The 18758-nt window shown below is 74.9% G+C and carries 14 protein-coding genes; 6 read left to right on the forward strand and 8 right to left on the reverse strand.

The window, feature by feature from the left end:
- Positions 1–1375 (reverse strand): hypothetical protein (locus tag EAO77_RS38500; protein WP_187283148.1); only part of this gene is annotated, 1375 nt, incomplete at its 3' end.
- A 329-nt stretch (positions 1376–1704) separates the two neighbouring features.
- Between EAO77_RS38500 and EAO77_RS07900 the strand changes: the two genes are divergently transcribed.
- The gene (locus EAO77_RS07900) at positions 1705–3756 is read left to right on the forward strand and encodes a PhoX family protein (protein WP_147987327.1); all 2052 of its coding nucleotides are present in this window, start codon (positions 1705–1707) and stop codon (positions 3754–3756) included.
- A gap of 37 nt (positions 3757–3793) precedes the next feature.
- On the opposite strand, the gene EAO77_RS07905 is transcribed toward EAO77_RS07900, so the two are convergent.
- Entirely contained in the window at positions 3794–4801 is a 1008-nt protein-coding gene (locus EAO77_RS07905; protein ID WP_261993837.1) for a hypothetical protein, read from the reverse strand.
- A 63-nt stretch (positions 4802–4864) separates the two neighbouring features.
- The gene (locus tag EAO77_RS07910) at positions 4865–6331 is read right to left on the reverse strand and encodes an APC family permease (RefSeq protein WP_147987328.1); all 1467 of its coding nucleotides are present in this window, start codon (positions 6329–6331) and stop codon (positions 4865–4867) included.
- A 221-nt stretch (positions 6332–6552) separates the two neighbouring features.
- Here EAO77_RS07910 and EAO77_RS07915 point away from each other — a divergent pair, with 221 nt between their 5' ends.
- Positions 6553–6948, forward strand: coding sequence for an RNA-binding S4 domain-containing protein (locus tag EAO77_RS07915; RefSeq protein WP_147987329.1), 396 nt, complete (start codon positions 6553–6555; stop codon positions 6946–6948).
- 180 nt (positions 6949–7128) lie between these two features.
- Here EAO77_RS07915 and EAO77_RS07920 read toward each other — a convergent pair whose 3' ends face one another.
- From EAO77_RS07920 to EAO77_RS07935, 4 genes are all read right to left on the reverse strand, one after another.
- Complete coding sequence (locus EAO77_RS07920; protein WP_147987330.1) at positions 7129–9111, reverse strand: FUSC family protein; 1983 nt, start codon at positions 9109–9111, stop codon at positions 7129–7131.
- 95 nt (positions 9112–9206) lie between these two features.
- Complete coding sequence (locus EAO77_RS07925; RefSeq protein WP_147987331.1) at positions 9207–9452, reverse strand: DUF2630 family protein; 246 nt, start codon at positions 9450–9452, stop codon at positions 9207–9209.
- A gap of 68 nt (positions 9453–9520) precedes the next feature.
- Positions 9521–10519 carry an NADP-dependent oxidoreductase gene (locus tag EAO77_RS07930; RefSeq protein ID WP_147987332.1) on the reverse strand — a complete coding sequence of 333 codons (999 nt, stop codon included), beginning with the start codon at positions 10517–10519 and terminating at the stop codon, positions 9521–9523.
- 87 nt (positions 10520–10606) lie between these two features.
- Entirely contained in the window at positions 10607–11620 is a 1014-nt protein-coding gene (locus EAO77_RS07935) for an endonuclease/exonuclease/phosphatase family protein (RefSeq protein WP_147987333.1), read from the reverse strand.
- A gap of 338 nt (positions 11621–11958) precedes the next feature.
- Between EAO77_RS07935 and EAO77_RS07940 the strand changes: the two genes are divergently transcribed.
- The 4 genes from EAO77_RS07940 to EAO77_RS07955 all read left to right on the forward strand — a co-directional run bounded on the left by EAO77_RS07940 (position 11959) and on the right by EAO77_RS07955 (position 15019).
- A complete protein-coding gene (locus EAO77_RS07940; RefSeq protein ID WP_147987334.1) occupies positions 11959–12369 on the forward strand; it encodes a hypothetical protein in 411 nt (136 codons plus the stop codon).
- Between the two features lie 122 nt (positions 12370–12491).
- Positions 12492–13052 carry an NADPH-dependent FMN reductase gene (locus tag EAO77_RS07945; protein WP_147987335.1) on the forward strand — a complete coding sequence of 187 codons (561 nt, stop codon included), beginning with the start codon at positions 12492–12494 and terminating at the stop codon, positions 13050–13052.
- A 138-nt stretch (positions 13053–13190) separates the two neighbouring features.
- The gene (locus EAO77_RS07950; RefSeq protein ID WP_147987336.1) at positions 13191–14162 is read left to right on the forward strand and encodes an ATP-binding cassette domain-containing protein; all 972 of its coding nucleotides are present in this window, start codon (positions 13191–13193) and stop codon (positions 14160–14162) included.
- Positions 14159–15019, forward strand: coding sequence for an ABC transporter permease (locus tag EAO77_RS07955; protein WP_147987337.1), 861 nt, complete (start codon positions 14159–14161; stop codon positions 15017–15019). Before EAO77_RS07950 ends, EAO77_RS07955 begins: the two co-directional genes overlap by 4 nt.
- A 308-nt stretch (positions 15020–15327) precedes the next feature.
- On the opposite strand, the gene EAO77_RS07960 is transcribed toward EAO77_RS07955, so the two are convergent.
- The gene (locus EAO77_RS07960; protein WP_147987338.1) at positions 15328–18540 is read right to left on the reverse strand and encodes an ATP-binding protein; all 3213 of its coding nucleotides are present in this window, start codon (positions 18538–18540) and stop codon (positions 15328–15330) included.
- Between the last annotated feature and the right edge of the window lie 218 nt (positions 18541–18758).

Genomic DNA, 18758 nt, shown 5'->3' on the forward strand with positions numbered 1-18758 from the left:
ACGGCCGCATCGACCCGGACCGGTCCAGCACCAGGTACACCCGCGCCCGCGCCCCGGTGAGCTGCGCCTTCTTGAGCGCGGCACCCGCGGTCCGGTACGCGTCCACCACGAGCGGCGCCCGCGACTTCACCCGCGCGAGCCCGACACCACCCCCGAGCCGGAGGCCGACACCACCCCGGAGGCCGACACCACCCCGGAGCCGGAAGCCACCCCCGAGCCGGAAGGCGACGCTGCCACCGCCGGCAAGGCCGCCGTCGGGCTCGGGGGTGGTGTCGGCGTCGGGGGTCGCGTCCGGTTCAGGCGTCGCGTCCGTGTCGGGCGCGGCCTCGTTCCCCGTCTCGGGAGTCGCTTCGGCTGCGGGCTCGCCGGCGTCGGCGGGCTCCGCCTCGGTGGCCTCGGGCTCGGAGGTGGCGTCGGCGACGGGCTCCGGCTCGGGGGCCTCCGGCTCGGAGGTGGCGTCGGCGACGGGCTCCGCCTCGGGGGCCTCCGGCTCGGAGGTGGTCGCGTCCGTCTCCGGCGCGGCCTCGACCTCGGCGGCGGGCTCCGCCTCGGTGGCCTCCGGCTCGGAGCTGGTCGCGTCCGTCTCCGGCGCGGCCTCGACCTCGGCGGCGGGCTCCGCCTCGGTGGCCTCCGGCTCGGGGGCGGTCTCGGGCTCGGGAGTCGCTTCGGCCTCAGGCTGGGGGGCGGGCTCCGCCTCGGTGATCTCGGCCTCGGGCGCTTCGGCGGCCTCCGGCTCGGGGGCGGTCGCGTCCGTCGCAGGCGCGGTCCCGGGAGTTGCTTCGGCTGCGGGCTCCGCGGCCTCTGCGGCCTCCGCCTCCGGCGCCGCCTCGGTCTCCGGCTCGGGCGCGGCATCCGCGGCGGCCCCCGCCTCCGGCGCCTCGGTCCGCGGCTGGGGCGCGTCCGACTCGGGGGTGAGCGGTGCCTCGGGGGCGTCGGCCTCGGCGGCGTCGGCCGCAGGGTCGACGACCTCCGGCGCGTCGGTCCTGGTGACCTCCGCGGCAGGCGCCTCGGCCGTGGCGGGCTCCGCCGCGCCGGCGGGCGCCTCGACGGCCTCCTGGGGGGCGCTCTCCGGCTCGGCGGCGTCCGCTGTGGCGGCCTCCGGCTTCGCCGCGGAAGCGGTCTCCTCCGCGGGGCCCGACTGGGCCGGGACCGAGGGGGAGGCGTAGCGCGGGGCCGGGTTGTCGAACGCCGCCGAGACGAGCGCCTCCGCCGCGCGGTCCGCCGCGGACTGCGACGGGACCGTCGCCGTCTTCGACTCCGTGCCGGTGGCCGGATCCGTACGTTCGGTCTGAGCCGGAACGGAGGTCGCCGCCGACTCCCCGAGGCCGCCACGATCGCGGCCGAACACCTTGCGCAGCAAGCTCCGAATACCCATGGGCGGGGCCTTTCGCATGAGTTGGGTGCGGTGACTGTCCGCTCCTGCAGACGTTCCGCCCGGCCGCATGGGCCAGGGCTGACACGTAAGGTTAGCGGCCCTGCTCAAAGGCTTCCGGGAGGGCACCCGCAAGCGTCCCGGGGAGCCGCGCGGTCCGCCCGTACGGACTGCTCCGGGCGGGCCGCATCACAGCTCAACCGCGCCCCGGCCGTGCCGCATTCATCGTCCGTTCACGCTCCGTCCGCCGCCGTGCCGAGGGACGCGCCTAACGTCACGGCCGGAATCATTCCGACACCATGTCGGCGCGGGATGCGCCGAAGGAGGACGAAGTGCGCAAACTGCTGCCGCTGTTGAACACCACCCCGCACGCCGGCGGACGGTCCGCTCTCACCTGCCGCTACCGCTGCGGCGACGCCTGCTTCCACGAAGTCCCGAACACCAGCGACAACGAGTACGCCGGTGACGTCATAGCCGGCGCCCTGTCGCGCCGCTCGATGATGCGCGCCGCCGCGGTCGTGACCGTCGCCGCCACCGCGGGCGGCGCCGCCGTCGTCCGGGGCGGATCCCCCGCCGAGGCGCACGGCGGGACCGCGTTCGAGGCCAAGCGGTACGACGGCGCCCGCGGTCTGCGGTTCGCCCCCGTCGCCCCGAACCGGGACGACAAGGTGACGGTCCCCGAGGGCTACGCCCAGAACGTCGTGATCCGCTGGGGCGAGCCCATCCTCCGCGGCGCCCCCGCCTTCGACCCGGACAAGCAGACGGCGCGGGCCCAGGCCGGGCAGTTCGGCTACAACAACGACTTCCTGAGCCTGCTCCCGCTGCCCGGTGAGCGCGGCCGCCAGGTGCTCGTGGCGAACCACGAGTACACGGACGAGGTCCTGATGTTCAAGGGCTACGACCCCGCGAACCCGACCCGCGAGCAGGTGGAGATCGCCTGGGCGGCCCACGGGCTCTCGGTCGTCGTGGTGCAGGAGGAGAATCGTTCGGGCAAGCTCACGCCCGTCACCCGCCACCCCCTCAACCGCCGGCTCACCGCCACCAGCGAGTTCGAGCTGACCGGCCCGGCCGCGGGCGGCGCCCTGCTGCGCACCTCCGCCGACCCGACCGGCACCAAGGTCCTCGGCACGCTGAACAACTGCGCGGGCGGCACCACCCCGTGGGGCACCACGCTGCACGGCGAGGAGAACTTCAACCAGTACTTCGCCAACGGGTCGAGCGACACGGACAAGCGCTACGGCCTCGGCACCGGCGCCACCGAGCGCAAGTGGGAGCGTTTCGACAAGCGCTTCGACGCCAAGCAGGAGCCGAACGAGTCGCACCGCCACGGCTGGGTCGTGGAACTCGACCCGTTCGACCCCGACTTCACCCCGGCGAAGCGGACGGCCCTCGGCCGGTTCAAGCACGAGGCGGCCCAGCCGCGCCTGACCGACGACGGCCGCCCGGTCGTCTACATGGGCGACGACGAGCGGTTCGACTACCTCTACAAGTTCGTCTCGTCCAAGCGGATGATGAAGGGCGGCAGTCGCGCCGCCCGCGCCCACAACCGCACGCTGCTCGACGAGGGCACGCTGTACGTCGCGAAGCTGACGGGCGACAGCCCGGCCGCGGAGATCGACGGCACCGGCAAGCTGCCGAACGACGGGGAGTTCGACGGTTCCGGTGTGTGGATCCCGCTGGCCACCGGGGACGTCTCGCACGTGGCCGGGATGACCGCCGAGGAGGTGTACGTCTTCACCCGCCTCGCCGGTGACAAGGTCGGCGCCACCAAGATGGACCGCCCCGAGGACGTCGAGCCGAGCCCCCGCACGGGCCGGGTGTACGTCGCCCTGACGAACAACAGCAACCGCGGCAAGGCGGGGTACGCGGGCGCCGACGAGGCCAACCCGCGCAACGCCAACAAGCACGGCCACGTGCTGGAGCTCGCGGAGCACTGGGACGACCCCGCGGCCGACGGGTTCGCCTGGCGGCTGTTCCTGGTCGCGGGCGACCCGGCCGACCCCGCGACGTACTTCGCGGGCTTCCCGAAGGAGAAGGTCAGCCCCATCTCCTGCCCGGACAACGTCGCCTTCGACCCGCACGGCAACCTGTGGCTCTCCACCGACGGCAACGCGCTGGGCTCGCACGACGGCCTGTTCGGCGTCGCGACCCACGGTGAGCGCCGCGGCGAGCTGAAGCAGTTCCTGACGGTGCCGACCGGCGCCGAGACCTGCGGCCCGGTCATCCAGGAGCGGCGGGTCCTGGTCGCCGTCCAGCACCCGGGCGAGGTCGACGGCGCCTCCGTCGAGAAGCCCGCGAGCGCCTGGCCGGACGGGCCGGGCCGGATCGTCCGTCCGTCGGTCGTCGCGGTCTACCGCAAGGACGGCGGCGACATCGGCGTCTGATCCCCGCCGGACCGGGGCCCGCGCGGCGGGCCCCGGTTCACGGCGTGCCGAGCAGCCGGGTGCGCCAGGCGGTGAACTGCGCGGCCGCGTCCCCGGTGTACGTCCACGGCAGATGCGCCGCCCGGCCCTCCAGCAGCCGGAAGAGCCCGGCCGCCTCCTGGAGCAGCCCGGCGAGACAGGCCGCGTGGACGAGGTAGTTGAGCTCGGCGATCAGATGCGGCGCCACCGGGCCGTCGGCGCGCCACAGGATCCACCGTTCCCAGGTGCGCCGGATCTCGGTGACCGCCAGTTCGTGCTTCCAGTGCTGGTCGAAGCCGCGCACCACCCGGCCCTGCGCCCCGTCGGCGATGTAGCGGTACTCCTCGGCGCGGGCGATCTGCACCAGGACGGGCAGCGGCGATCCGGGCGGCGAGGCGCCCGCGGCGTCGCGCGCGAAGTCGTACATCCGGCCGTGCGTGCCGTGCCATCGCGCGGAGTGGTAGCGCAGCATCTGCACATGGCCCTCGACGTTGTACGGGTCGCGCCGGCGCATCTCGTCCCACCAGCGGCGCAGGTCCCGGCGGGGCACACCGTCCTCGTAGAGCCGGGCGAGCGTCAGCAGCGACACCCACGGCATGGGGTCGTCCGGGTGCCTGTCCGCGGCGTCCAGGCAGGTGCGGGCCGCCGCGTCGATCCGGGCCCGGTCCAGGGTCGTGCCGTGACCTGCGGCGATGGCCAGGTGGAAGACGCGGACCACCTCGGTCGCGGCCCGCAGCACGGCGGCGTCGCCGCTGTCCGGCTCGGCGGCCTGCCAGAACCTGGTTGCCGAGGACCCCGCCGCCGCGTGGGCGAGGACCCTGATCCGGTGCGTGCGCCGCGCCCCGTCCTCCTCGGGCCCGCTCAGCAGCTCGCGCATGCCCTGCCAGCGGCCCATGGCGATGTCGTCCAGTGCCCGGGCCAGCTCGGCATCGCCGTGGGCGGGATCGAAGTCGGGGACGAAGCGGCGGCGGCGCCGGGGCCGTCGCGGCAGCCGGGGCAGACGTGGGGCACGGGGAGCTCGGGGCACGGCGGGCTCCTTCCTGCGTCGCGAGGTGCGGGTCGTCGGTCAGTGGTGGGGCCAGGGTGTCGGTCAGTAGTCGGTGGCCAGGGTCGTGTCCCGGCCGTACGGGTGCGCGGGGCCGGGCCGTCCCCCGTCGTCCGCCCCGGCGGACGCATCCAGCCGAGGTGCCGGCCGGTAGTAGGAGCTGCCGCGCCGGTGGACGACCATCGGCACGAGCCCGGCGGCGAGCCCGCCGACCCCGATCGCGATCGACGCCCCGCTCAGCGCGCCCAGCGACTCGAAGAAGATCCACAGCATGAACAGCGCGCCCGTCAGCGGCCATACGCCCCCGAGCACGAACTCGCGCACCGACCCGAGCAGGGTCCTGCGGTACGCCACCACGGCGGCGATGCCCGCGAGGCCGTAGTAGAACGCGATCTGGAGCCCGATCGCCGCGACCGCGGCGGAGAGTACCTCCCCGACGGTACCGAACACGGTCGACGCCGCGAACAGCACCAGCGCCACGGTGCCGACGGCCGCCACCGCCACCCAGGGCGTGCCCCGGTGCCGGTGCACCGTGCCCAGCGCCGCGGGCATGGTCCGGTCGCGGCCCATCGCGAACAGCGACCGGGTGACCTGGATGAGTGTCGTCTCCAGCGTGGCCACGGTGGACAGCAGAACCGCCAGCACCAGCAACTGGCCTCCCACGCCCGGCCATACGGCCTCGCCGAGGGTGCTCAGCACCTGGGACCCGGATTCCTGGATCTGCTCCGCGGTCAGGGTCGTGTGGACGGCGATCGTGAACGCCTCGAAGAGCAGGAAGACCACCCCGACGCCGATGAGCGCCGCCAGACCGGCGGTGCGCCGTCCGTCCCGTGTCTCCTCGCCGAGGTTGCTGGTGACGTCCCAGCCCCAGAAGCAGAACGTGGCGATCAACGCGCCCGACGCGAATCCGGACACCCCGTCGAAGTGCGTGAAGCCGAACCACGACCAGTCGAAGGAGGCGCCGCCGCCGCCCCGGACCAGTGCGACGGTCACGAAGACGGCCAGCAGGGCCAGTTCCGCGCCGGACAGCAGCAGTTGCGCGCGTACGGTCATCCGGGTGCCGCCCAGCACGACCAGCACCATCAGCAGGAACCAGCCGGCGCCGACGGCCGTCGCGAGCATCCGGTCGGCGGCGAGCACCGGGTCGAAGAGCGCCAGGGTCATCGTGCCCGCGGGCAGCGAACCGGCCACCATGAACAGGGTGGTGGACACCACCAGCGCCCAGCCGGACAGGAATCCGAGGAACGGGTGGAGCGTTCGCCCCACCCACGCGTACGCGGCGCCGGCGCTGACGTCCAGCCGGCCGAGCCGGCCGAAGGCGAGGACGATGCCCAGCATCGGCAGGACGCAGTACAGCAGCGCCGCCGGACCCGCGACGCCCACCGCCCCGGCGAGGACGGCGGTCGCGGCCGCGATCGAGTAGGCGGGGGCGGTCCCCGCGACGGCCATCACCACGGTGTCGAAGGTCCCGAGGACACCGGGCCGAAGACCTCTGCCCGAGCTGCTGCGCATGGATAGCTCCGAAATGCCCTGTTGCCGCGCGGAGTGTGCGGGCATGCCAACGGGACGCCCGCTTGCGGAGGAGAAGCCTCCACAGAGGGAGACGGTGCGCATCGTAGTCGGACGGGTGCGCTGTGGTGAGGGGGTGGGGTACCGGTCGCGGCCGGGCCGCCCCCGCCCCGCGACGTCCCGGTCCCGGGGGCGTGACCGCCGGACGTCGTAGAGTCGGTGGCATGGCTGGAGAAGCATCGGACGCGGGCACGGTACGGGTCGACGTCTGGGTCTGGTCGGCGCGGCTGACCAAGACCCGCTCGCAGGCGTCGGCCGCCTGCCGGGCGGGCCATGTGCGGGTCAACGGCGAGCGGGTCAAGCCCGCCCAGCCGGTGCGCGTCGGCGACCAGGTGCGGGTCTTCCACGCGGGGCGCGAGCGGATCGTCGTCATCGCGCAGATCCTGCGCAAGCGGGTCGGCCCCCCGGCGGCCGCCCAGGCCTACGTCGACAACAGCCCGCCGCCCCCGCCGCGGGAGTTCACCGCCCCGGCGGCCGTACGGGACCGGGGCGCGGGGCGCCCGACCAAGCGGGACCGCCGCGAGCTGGAGCGCCTGCACGGCGCCCGGCCCAGGGACTGACGCGCGCCCTGCCGGGCGGCTCGGCGCGCACCGGCACCGTCACCGGGTCTCGCGGGGTCCGGCGCCGGGGCGTTCGGCCTTCCCCGCGCCGACCGGCACCGGCCCGGCCGTCTCCGCGCCGGGTGCTCTCACGCGTCTGCGCACCGGGCCCGGGCAGCGCCCGCTCCGGGCCGGGTGCTCTCACGCGGGCTCCGCGGGGGACGCGATGGCGCGTGCCGCCCGCACCTCCTGCCGCAGCGGCTCCAGCACGCCCTCCTCGTCGCCGCTCAGATCGGCGCGCACCTCCACCAGCACCACGCTGGAGCGCAGACCGGCCGCCAGGGCCCACACCTGCCGTTCGATGTCGGCGACCTCCTCGTCGCCGGGCGGCGCGGCCCCGTGGTCCACGCGCACCCGGGCGGCGGTCGTCGCGTCGACGATGCGCTCCACGGCGACCACCAGCGGCCACCAGGCGGCGGCCCGGGTGCCGGTCGGCGGCGGCTCGGTCAGGGCGCGCTGGAACTCCGAACGCACCGACGACAGATCCCGGTAGAGCTTGCGCCGCCGGCGTACGCGTTCCGCGTGCTCGACGCCGCCGAACGCGCCCTCCACGTAGCGCGCCGTCTCCTCCACCGCGTCCGCCAGACGGTCGCCGATCCGGGTGTGCCAGCTCTCCGGCCACAGCACGTACCCGGCGACCAGCACGATCGTGCAGCCGATGAGGCTGTCCAGCAGCCGCGGCAGCACCAGATGGAAACCCTGGTGGTTGAGCACGTCCGACAGCAGCAGGATCACCGGTGTGACCGCCGCCGTCTGGAAGACGAAGCCCTTCGCGGAGAACGCGGGGATCAGCGCGGCGAGGACCATCATCACCGGCACGTCGGCCCACCCCCGGGGCACGGCGGACAGCACCGCGGCGGCCACGAGCAGCCCCGCGGCCGTGCCGAGCGCCCGGAGCACCGCACGGGAGAAGACCGAGCCGAAGTCCGGCTTGAGGACGAAGGTGACGGTGAGCGCGACCCAGTAGGAACGGCTCACGGGCACCAGGGACACGAACGACTGCGCCAGCCCGATGCACAGCGCGAGCCGCAGCCCGTACCGCCAGGACTGCTCGGACGTCAGTGCGCTGCGGGCCGTGCGCCGCAGCCGCACCCGCAGCGCGGCGGGCCTGCCCAGCCGGTCGTCGCCGCGCCCCACCTCCAGGTCCGGCTCGTGGACCACCGCGGACGCATGGCGCAGGGCGCGGTCGACCGCGCGGTCGGCGGGGCCCTCCGGCTCGGGCAGCACCAGTTCGGGCGCGGTGCGCCGGCCGGAGGAGACGGAGTCGGCGAGGGCGCGGACGGCGGCCGCGATCTCGGGACGCCGTGACGCCCTCCCGTAGCGGTGGGCGGCGGCGACCGACTCCACGAGCGGGATCAGGGCGTTCAGCTGGGCGAGCAGCCGCACCATCGGTCCGCGCCGTCCGTGGTCGCGGGCCCGGCGGCCGAGGATCACGTCGTACGACGCGTCCAGCGATCCGGTGACGGCGTGACGGCGCGCGTCGTACGCGGCGGTGTCCCGGGTGCCGGCGACCGCGAAGAGGTCGGCGACGCTGCGGTAGGCGGCGGCGACGGCCGCCTGCTCCGGTGCCCTGCGCCGGAACGGCCAGCCCAGCAGGGTCAGCGCGAGCACGAAGAGCCCCCCGACGGCCAGCAGGGCGGGGGCCTTCCACCACGGATCGGGCATCGGCAGGCCCGCCCCGACCACGGCGTTCAGCAGGAGGAGCAGACCGGACACCGAGGCGACCGCCCCGATCGAGGAGATCATCCCGGAGACCAGCGCGACGACGGTGAGCACCCCGACCGCGACCCAGCCGTGCCCGAACACCAGCGTGCCGAGCGTGACCCCGACGGCGCCGAACACCTGCGGCACGGCGATGTTCAGCAGCCGCATCCGGTAGGCGTCGGCGGTGTCGCCGATGACACCGGAGAGGGCGCCCATGGACGCCAGCGCACCGTACGCGGGCTGTCCCGCGGCGATCCCCACGGCCAGCGGGGCCGCCAGGGCGACGGAGGCGCGGACGACGGCGGCCCACGGGACCGGCGCGTCCTGCGGGCGCAGGCCGTGGACGAGCCAGGCGGGCGGGCTCAGCAGCCCCGGTCGCCGCCCGCCGCCCCCGGACGGCGATGCCTCACGTTCCGTCATGACCGCCACCCCACCCCGCCGGGGCCGTCCGGCGCAAGCGCGGGGCGGTGCCGTGTCGCGACCGGCCCGGCACCCGCGCCGCCCGGTGCGGGCCGTCAGCTCTCGTAGCCCTCGACCTCGTCGGCGGGCTGCACGCGTGCCGTGTCGGGGTCGCCGCCGAACTCGGAGGCGGCCCGGCGCCTGCGCAGCAGGTCCCAGCACTGGTCGAGACGGATCTCCAGCTCCCTCAGCCGGGCCCGCTGCCCGGCGTCGAGGCCGCCCTGGCGCAGGGCCTCGCCGCGCAGGGCGCGTTCCTCCTCCACGAGGTCGCCGATGTCGTCGATGATCTGCTCGTCGTCCATGCCGGTCCCTTCGTGGTCGGCAGGTGCCGTGACGCTCCGGCGCCGGGTCGGCCCTGCCGCTTCCGCTCTCACACACCTCTCAGGACGAAGACGGTCTTGCCACGGGCGCCGCCCGCGCGGTTCTGGGCGAGGGCGTCCGGCGCCTTCTCCAGCGGGAGTTCGGCGTCGAACGGCATGTCCAGCCCGCCGTCGGCGGCCGCCGCGGCCAGTGCTTCGAGCTGCGCGGCCGTGGGCTTCATCCGGAACGCCACGCTCTGCACGCCGCCGGGGAGCGCCCGCAGCCCCGCGCCCCGCCGGGTGGCGACGGCGACGGAGCCGGGCCGGGCGTGTGCCGCGTACCGGGCGAAGCCGTCCTCCGTGTCCGAGACCAGGTCGGCGACGCCGTCCACCCCCTCCGGGCACGCCCTGCGCACCGCGTCGGTCACGCTCCCGGTGGTGGCGTCGACGGTGATTCCCGCGCCGAGGTCGCCCATCCGCTTCCGTTCGTCGCCGCGGACGACGGCGACGACCTCGACGCCCCGCGCCGCCGCGAGCCGGGTGAGACAGCTTCCGACGCCGCCGGCCGCACCGACGACCAGCAAGGTCCCGCCCGGCGGCACACGGACGGCGGCGAGGATCTGGTCGGCCGTCGTCCCCGCGGTGGGCAGCACGGCGGCCGACCGCAGGGCGAGACCCTCGGGGACGAGGGCGACGGGACCGTCCTGGTGCACCGAGACGTACTCGGCGTAGCTGCCGGCGTGCACGGGCCGCACGGCCAGGCCGAAGACGGCGTCGCCGACCCGGAAGCGGTTGTCGCCGGGGCCGACGACGTCGACCCGGCCCGCGAAGTCCGTCCCGATCACCCGGGGGAAGGCGGGCGGGGCGGTCGGGCCGTCGGCGGGCGGCTCCACGGCCCCGGCGGTCTGCCAGTCGGCGGGCGGCTCCACGGCCCCGGCGGTCTGCCAGTCGGCCGGGTTGAGCGCCGCGTACTCCACCTTCACGACGATCTCGCCCTCGCCCGGCTCGGGTTTGGGCAACTGGACGAGCTCCGGCTCGGCGCCCCGGGCGCTGACCGTGACAGCACGCATCCGCCATGCCTCCCAACAGGCCGCCCCCGGTCCTTCCGCCTCCTCACTCTGACCCCGTGGCCCGGTCGGCGCACGTCGTGCGCCTCGTCAGCGCATGCCGTGCAGTTCGAGGGAGACCAGCAGCGCGCGGTGGTCCGTGCCGGAAAGGTCGAGGAAGCGCGCGGAGCGCACCGAGAACGCGTCGCCGACCAGCACATGGTCGATCTGCGCGCCCAGCGGACGGGGCAGCCGCGCGGGCCAGGACGGGGTGCGGGCCGCGCCGGCGAGCGCCGCGCCGTCGCGCAGACCGCCCCGGTCCAGGATCCGGCGGAAGGCGGCATGGTCACCGGTGGCGTTGAAGTCGCCGGCGATCAGGGCGGGCCGGTCCCGGTGGGAGGCGGCCCAGGTGCCCAGCCGGCCGAGTTCCCGGCGCCAGTCGCCGACGGCGGAGGGCACCGGCGGCAGCGGGTGGGCGAGCTGCAGGTCCACCGGGCGGCCCTCGACGTCCGCGGTCGCGCCGGGCATGGCGAGCGCCGAGGACACGCCGTCGGCGGGTTCCAGCGGGTACCTGCTGAGCAGCGCGGATCCGGCGGCTCCTTCGCCGCCCGCGGCCAGCCGGTGCGGGTAGTCGGCGCGGGGCACCCCCCGGGCCAGGGCGAGGACACAGCTGCGCGGACACTCCTGCACGAAGACGATCCCGGGCCGTTCGCGGCGCACGGCCTCGATCAGCGCCTCGGTCGCCCAGCCGTACTGCACGTTCGCCGTGAGGACGTCGACCCGGGCCACGACCGGGCCCGGCGGGCGGTCGGCGAGGCCCGTGTCGTAGGGCCTGGCGTACCAGCCGGTGACGGCGAGCACGGCCACCGCCCACGCCACCAGCAGCGGACGGCGCCCGAGCAGGGCCAGCAGCAGCGCGAGACCGGCCGGCACGAGGAGCCAGGGGAGGAAGGCGAGGAGCTGGATCACGGGGGTGATCCCGTCCCTGTCGGCGGCGCGACAGGCGACGACGGCGGTCGGCGGGACCAGCAGGAGGCCCGCGGCCCACACGACGGCCCGGCCGCGGGCCGGTCGGGACGCCGCGGCCGCCGTCGGCCCGGGGACGGGGCTGGACGCTGGGTGCACTCCGCTCTCCACTCCGGTGTCGGGGCCGGGGACCGGCCCCGGTGCGGGCTCGTCGCCGCGCTCCGCGTCCCGTCGTCCGCGCCGCTGAGGTCCGGACCGCGTCGGTGCGGTCCCGGTCCCGAGGACGCCGGGCCCGACGAGATCGTTGCGCCTGTACCCGCCCCGGCTCCGGATTCCGGCGACACGCGCCCGCATCTCGCCGCCCGGGGCGGGCGGCCGCGGCCCGGGCGGGGCGGGACACGGGGCGGACCCGCCTCCGTGCGGAGTTGCCCGCCGGCCCGGACGGGTGTGCCCTGGGATGAGGACGGGCGGGGGTGAGAGGGAAGGAGCTTGGCGCCATGGCCACTCAAGCAGCGATGCCGCACGGACGGCGGCGGCACGGCACCACGGAACGGCAGCACCACAGTCCGCTCGGTTTCCTCCTGCCCGCCGTTCTCGCGCTGACGGCCGGCATCTGGGCCGCCTCCCTCCTCCGCTTCCAGGACGGCGGGATCGCGGACGGCGCCCAGTGGCTCGTCGGCATCGTCTGCGCGATCGTCCTGGGCGCACTCGCCTTCGGGCTGGGCCGCATCCAGCACCGCCTGCCGCGCGAGCTGCGGGCGGCGGCGTACGGGGCCCTCGCCGGGGCGACCGTCGGCTTCCTGACCAGCCTGGCGGGCGGCAGCGTGCTGCGCTCCGCCGGAATCGGCCTGGCATGCGGGGTGACGCTGGGGGCCGCCATGTTCTACGCGTTCTACGTGCGGGAGTGAGCCGGCCGGGATGGGGTACGGCCGCCCTCGGCCGTCGCGCGGCCGCCGGACCTGATCTGGCGGCCGCGCGATGCTGTCTCGCGCCTTCTCGGTGACGGCCCGGCACCGAGGAGGGAGGCACCATGCGGGAGCAGCACGAGGACGAGTCACCACTGCGCGTCGCCGTGATCATCGGCAGTACGCGCGAGGGGCGCGTCGGCGCGACGATCGGCCACTGGTTCCTGGAGTGCGCCGCCCGGCGGTCCGATCTGGTCCCTTCCCTCGTCGACCTGGCCGAGTTCGATTTCCCGGCCCGCCACCCCGGCGCCCCCACCCCGCAGATACGCGACTTCGTCGGGGAGGTCGGCCGGGCAGACGCCTTCGTGGTGGTGACCCCCGAGTACAACCGCTCCTTCCCCGCCTCGCTCAAGCAGGCCATCGACTACGCCTACGACGAGTGGCACACCAAGCCGGTCGGCTTCGTCAGCTACGGCCACGGATCCCGGGGGCTCTACGCGGTGGAGCAGCTGCGCTCGGTCTTCACCGAGCTCCACACCGTCACCCTGCGCAACGGCGTGGACGTCGACCTGCTCGACGAGGGACTGGACGGCCGGTCCCGGGCGGCGGCCCTCCTGCTCGACCAGCTGTGCTGGTGGGGCCTGGCCCTGCGCGACGCACGTGCCGCGCGCCCCTACACCTTTTGACGGCCGCTGTCCCCCGGCGGCCGCGTCCCGCGACGGCCCCACGACGGGCGGCCACACGACGGACGGCCCCACGACCGATGACTTCCCGCGCCCGGTGCGGTCTCCACTTGACGACGAAAAGGAACCGAAGGACTGACGATGAGTACTGATCTGGCAATCGAGACCTCCGGCCTGGTGAAGGTCTTCGGTGACAACCGGGCCGTGGACGGCGTCGACCTGCGGGTGGCCGCCGGCACGGTCTACGGAGTCCTCGGTCCCAACGGCGCGGGCAAGACGACCACGGTGCGGATGCTGGCCACCCTGCTGAGGCCGGACGGCGGCGAGGCCCGTGTGTTCGGCAAGGACGTGCAGAAGGACGCCGACGCGGTCCGCAGCCGGGTCAGCCTGACCGGCCAGTACGCCTCCGTCGACGAGGACCTCACCGGCATGGAGAACCTGATCCTCCTCGCCCGGCTGCTCGGACACCCCAAGCACGCGGCGCGGGAGCGCGCCGCGCAGCTGCTGGAGGCGTTCGGCCTGCGCGAGGCCGCCGAGAAGCAGGTGAAGAACTACTCGGGAGGCATGCGACGGCGCATCGACATCGCGGCCTCCATCCTCAACACCCCGGACCTGCTCTTCCTCGACGAGCCCACCACCGGCCTCGATCCGCGCAGCCGCAACCAGGTCTGGGACATCGTGCGGGCCGTCGTCGCCCAGGGCACGACCGTCCTGCTGACGACGCAGTATCTGGACGAGGCCGACCACCTCGCCTCCCGGATCGCCGTGATCGACCACGGCAAGGTGATCGCGGAGGGTACCAAGGGCGAGCTGAAGGCGTCCGTCGGCTCGGGGGCCGTGCATCTGCGGCTGCGGGAGGCGGCGCAGCGGCCCGAGGCGGAGCGTGTGCTCGCCGCCGCGCTCGGCGCCGAAGTGGTGCTGGACGCCGACCCGGTGGCCATGACCGCCCGCGTCAACTCGGGCAGCACCGACCGGGGCGCCGCCGAGCAGGCGGCCCATGCCCTTGCCGAGCTCGCCCGCAACGGCATCACCGTGGACAACTTCTCGCTGGGGCAGCCCAGCCTGGACGAGGTCTTCCTCGCCCTGACCGACACGAAGGGGGAGGCGGCATGAGCACCGCGACCACCACCAAGGACAATCTCGGCGACATCGAGCTGGAGGCCCCGCGGGCCGAGGACCTCGCGGCCCTGCTGGTCTCCACGGACCGCCCGCCGCGGCCCAGTGCCCTGTCGGCGTCGCTGACGTTCGGCTGGCGGGCGATGCTCAAGATCAAGCACGTCCCGGAGCAGCTCTTCGACGTCACCGCCTTCCCGATCATGATGGTGCTGATGTACACGTACCTCTTCGGGGGTGCGATCGCCGGTTCCGTCTCGGACTACATCCAGTTCCTGCTGCCGGGCATCCTCACCATGAGCGTCGTGATGATCACGATGTACACCGGTGTCGCCGTCAACACCGACATCTCCAAGGGCGTCTTCGACCGCTTCCGGACGCTGCCGATCTGGCGGCCGTCCCCGATGGTCGGCTATCTCCTCGGCGACGTGGTGCGCTACCTGATCGCCTCCGTCGTGATGCTGGCCGTGGGCATGATCATCGGCTACCGCGCGGACGGCGGCGTGGTCGGCATTCTGCTCGGCGTCGCGCTGCTGATGGTCTTCGCCTTCTCCTTCTCCTGGATCTGGACGATGTTCGGCCTGATGCTGCGGACCGAGAAGTCGGTGATGGGCGTCAGCATGATGGTCATCTTCCCTCTGACGTTCCTCAGCAATGTCTTCGTCAGCCCGGAGACGATGCCGGGATGGCTCCAGGCCTTCGTGAACAACAGCCCCGTCACCCATGTGGCGACCGCCGTGCGGGAGTTGATGGCGGGGAACTGGCCGGCGGCGGACATCGCCTGGTCGCTGGGCTGGTCGGCCGTGCTGATGGTCGTCTTCGGGACGGTCACCATGCGGCTCTACAACCGCAAGTGAGGCGCCGCCCGCGCAGGGGTTGACCCCGCGGCGCCGTCACGGGCCGCCGGGCGTCCGCCGCTTCGGAGCCGAGCGCCCCGGGGCGGCGGACGCACCCTCACGGCCCTGGCCCCCCGCGCCGATCCTGCGCGCGGCCGACCACGCGAGTCGGCCCTGCGAGTCGGCCCCGCACGCCGCCCCTGCGCGCCGATCGCCCGCGCAGCGCACCCGGGCCGCCCCGGTGCAACACCCGCCCGCGCCGCCCATCCGCGCCGTCCATCCGCGCCGTCCGTGCGCGGTGGCCCGCCCGCGTCCCGTCGTCCTGCCGGTCACAGTCGCCAGCCGACGGGGCGCGCCGGCCGGTAGGCGCACGAGGCGCCGGTGGTGACCGACTCCCGCAGGTGGGAGGCGAGTTCGGGGTGGAGGCCGTCGAGTCTGCGGAGGGTGTCCCGGATCCGGGCGGTGACCGTCTTCCGGGCGCGCTCCGCCTCGTCGCCCAGACGCCGGGTGCGCCCTCCCAGCCCCGCGGCCGAACGCAACTGCTCCAGCAGCGCCGTCCGTTCGCGCTCGTGCTCGGCGGCGCGTGCGGAGTCGCCGCGGACCGCGGCACGGTCGATCTCCTCATCCAGCCGGTCCAGCCGCCGCCGGTAGCGGGCCTTGGCCTCCTCGTCGAGCAGCGGGTCGCCGCCCAGGCTGCGCGCGGCGACCACCTCCGCCCCGCCCTGGGGAGCCAGCAGCGACACTGCCGGCAGGTCGTCCCCCGGGTGCCTCAGCAGGGTGTGCAGGTCACGCAGCCCCTTGGCGTCCGGCACGTGCACGGCCCGCCCCGCGTAGGACAGCGCCCATACGGCTCCGTCCCTCCGGAACTCGCCGGCGGGTGCCCCCGGCTCACCCGCCGGCGCCGATGCCGGGGCCGCTGCCGGAGCCGCCCCCGGTGCCGACGACGTCGCGGCCGGGCCGGACGCCGGGGGCCGTGCGCCGTGCGGCGGGGTGAGCAGATGCGTCAGCCCGAGCTCCCGCGCTTCGTGGTCCACCCGGGCCCGCAGCGCCAGGGCCGCCGGATCCCCCGACGCCTCCAGTACGCCGGCGAGTGCCACCCGGGCCCGCAGTGCCCAGGGCGGCGCCTGGAGCCGGTCGGCCGACGCGGCGGCGGCCGTCAGGGCGGCGACGGCCTCCTCGGTGCGGCCCTCCGCCGCCTCCAGTACGCCGCGCCACAGGTCGACGGGGCCGGCGATGTCGCATCCGTAGAGGGAGACGACCCACTGACCCGCGTAGGGCTCCAGCAGGGTCCGGAGCCGGGCGACGGCCGGCAGGTCGCGGGCCGCGGCGGCCGTCTGGGCACGCAACCGGACCAGCAGCGGCGCGAAGGCACGCACCATCGGCTCCGGCATCGCCTCCAGCCCGGCCGTCAGCCGCTGCGCCCGTGCGACGTCCCCCCGCTCCACCGCGGTGATCCCCTCCAGCAGCCGCGGGTAGGGGTGTCCGGCCTCCTCCAGGGTCGCGACCACGGCCAGCGCCTCGTCCAGCCGGCCGGAGAGCAGCTTCAGCGCCCAGTCCATGTGCGCGGCCATGAAGGAGAAGGTCACATGCCCGTCGCGGTGGTCGATCACGCTGTCCAGCAGCGTCCTCGCCTCCTCGAAGCGGCCGCCCAGTGCCGCGATCAGGGAGCGGTCGACGACCATGGCCAGTTCGAAGCGGCGCGTGCCCATCCGCTCGGCCAGGGCGACGAAGGTCTGCATCTGCGTCAGATAGGCGGGATCGCCGAGCTCCAGCAGGGAGACCCAGCGCATCGCCATGGCGTGGAGCTCCATCTCGCGGTTGTCCGTGCGCCGGGCGACCTCGGCCATCTCGTCCGTCAGGTCGACCCGTTCGGCGGAGGTGCCGATGCCCCAGATCGCGTCGTGGCGCGCCCACAGGGAGAACGACAGCGCGTCGTCGTCGCCCTCGCTGCGCGCGAGGGCGGTGCAGCGCACGGCCAGGTCCTGGGCGATCTGCTCGTAGGAGAGCCCGGCGAGCTCCTCGCTGCCGCGGTCGACCAGGGCGCGGTAGGCGTCGCGCAGCATGACCTCGGTGCGGCGCAGCTGCCGTCTGCCGGGGACCTCCGCGTGGCCGTGGAGGGTGATGGCGACCCTGGCGAGCAGTTCGGGTGCGGCCAGTTCCTCGGCGAGGTCGGCCGCGCGGTCGAAGCTGGCCCACGCGCCCCTCTCGTCGCCGTCGTGGCTCAGCTGGCTGCCGAGATCCAGGTGGATCAGCGCGGCCCGCCGGGTGTCGGGCCCCGCCGCGTCGAGGGCGCGGCGGTAGTGGCCCGTGGCCTCCTCCCCGGCGAGCCGTCCGGAGGCGTCGCGGGCGGCGGCGAGCAGCAGGTCCACCCGCAGGTCACGGTCGAGCTCGTCGCCGGCGAGATGGGCGTGACGGGCGATGTCGGCGGGCAGGGCCCGCACACCCGGCTCGGGCGGACCGGTGAGGACTTGTACGGCGCGCGCGTGCAGACGGCGGCTGCCGGACGCCTCCAGCGCCTCGTAGAGCGTCTCGCGCACCAGGTCGTGGGCGAAGGCGTAGCCACCGCCCGTGCGCGGGGTCACCAGCCGGGCGGCGACGGCCCGCGCCAGCAGCCGGTCGACATGGGGCACGGGCGCGGAGGCGGTGGCCGCCAGCACCTTGCGGTGGAACCGGCGGCCCAGCACGGCGGCGACGGCGAGCAGCTCACCGACCGGGTCCGGCAGCAGGGCCAGACGCCGTCTCACCGCCTCGCGCACGCCGGGGGCGATCGTGGTCACCGGATGGCCGCTGTGCCAGATGCGTGCGGTCTGCTCGACGAAGAACGGATTGCCGCCCGTCCGGCGGTGGACCTCGTCCACCAGTGCGGGATCCGGCTCGGTGCCGGCGGTGAGCGCGATCAGCGCGCCCACCTCGTCGCGCTCCAGGCCGGTGAGGGTCACGGTGGCGGCGGCACGTGCCGCCAGGGGCAGGATCAGCGCCTGCAGGGGGTGCTCGGCCGCCTCCACCTCCGCGTCCCGGTAGGTGCCGATCAGCAGGAGACGCTCGAACCACGCGTGCTGCGCCGCGAACTCCAGCAGTCGCAAGGTCGCCGGGTCCGCCCAGTGCAGATCGTCCAGCACGACGACGAGGGGGCGGTGCTGGGAGACGGTGACCAGGGCGGTCGTCACCGCGTCGTACACCGGGAAGCCGTCGCCGCCGGTCTCGGGCTCGCCTGGGGACTCCCCGAGCAGCACGCCGAGCCGGCCTCCGGCGGCCTTCTCGGCCTCGGCCCACTCGCCTGCCGGGCAGCCCCGCCGCAGGCCGCGCACCACCTGCACCCAGGGCCAGTAGCCGGGGGCGCTGTCGGAGTCCCAGCAGGATCCGCCGAGGACCAGTGCCCCGCGCCGGCGGGCTTCGTCGGCCGCCTCGGTGACCAGGGTCGTCTTGCCGATACCGGCTTCGCCGGTGACCAGCACGAGGCCCCCGTGGCTGTCCGTCGCCCGGCCGATCTCGGCACGGAGGACGCCTGCGGGGTGGTCACGCCCGATCAGAGCAGGGGTCATGCCGAAACGATAGGCGGCACCACCGACACCCCGCCCGGCCTGTGGAAAACCCTGTGGAAAACTGCCTGTCCAGCGCCTCGGGGCCGTCCGGCAGGCCGGACTGAGCGGCGAGCCCCTGGAGGCCGTCATCAGCTGGGAGTACCCGGCGGCCGGCTGGGCAGCGATGGTCCCGTCCCTGCCGCCCGACTTCGACCCCGAGGAACTGGCCGGCAAGATCC

This window comes from Streptomyces sp. T39 (assembly GCF_008042045.1).
GTDB lineage: Bacteria > Actinomycetota > Actinomycetes > Streptomycetales > Streptomycetaceae > Streptomyces.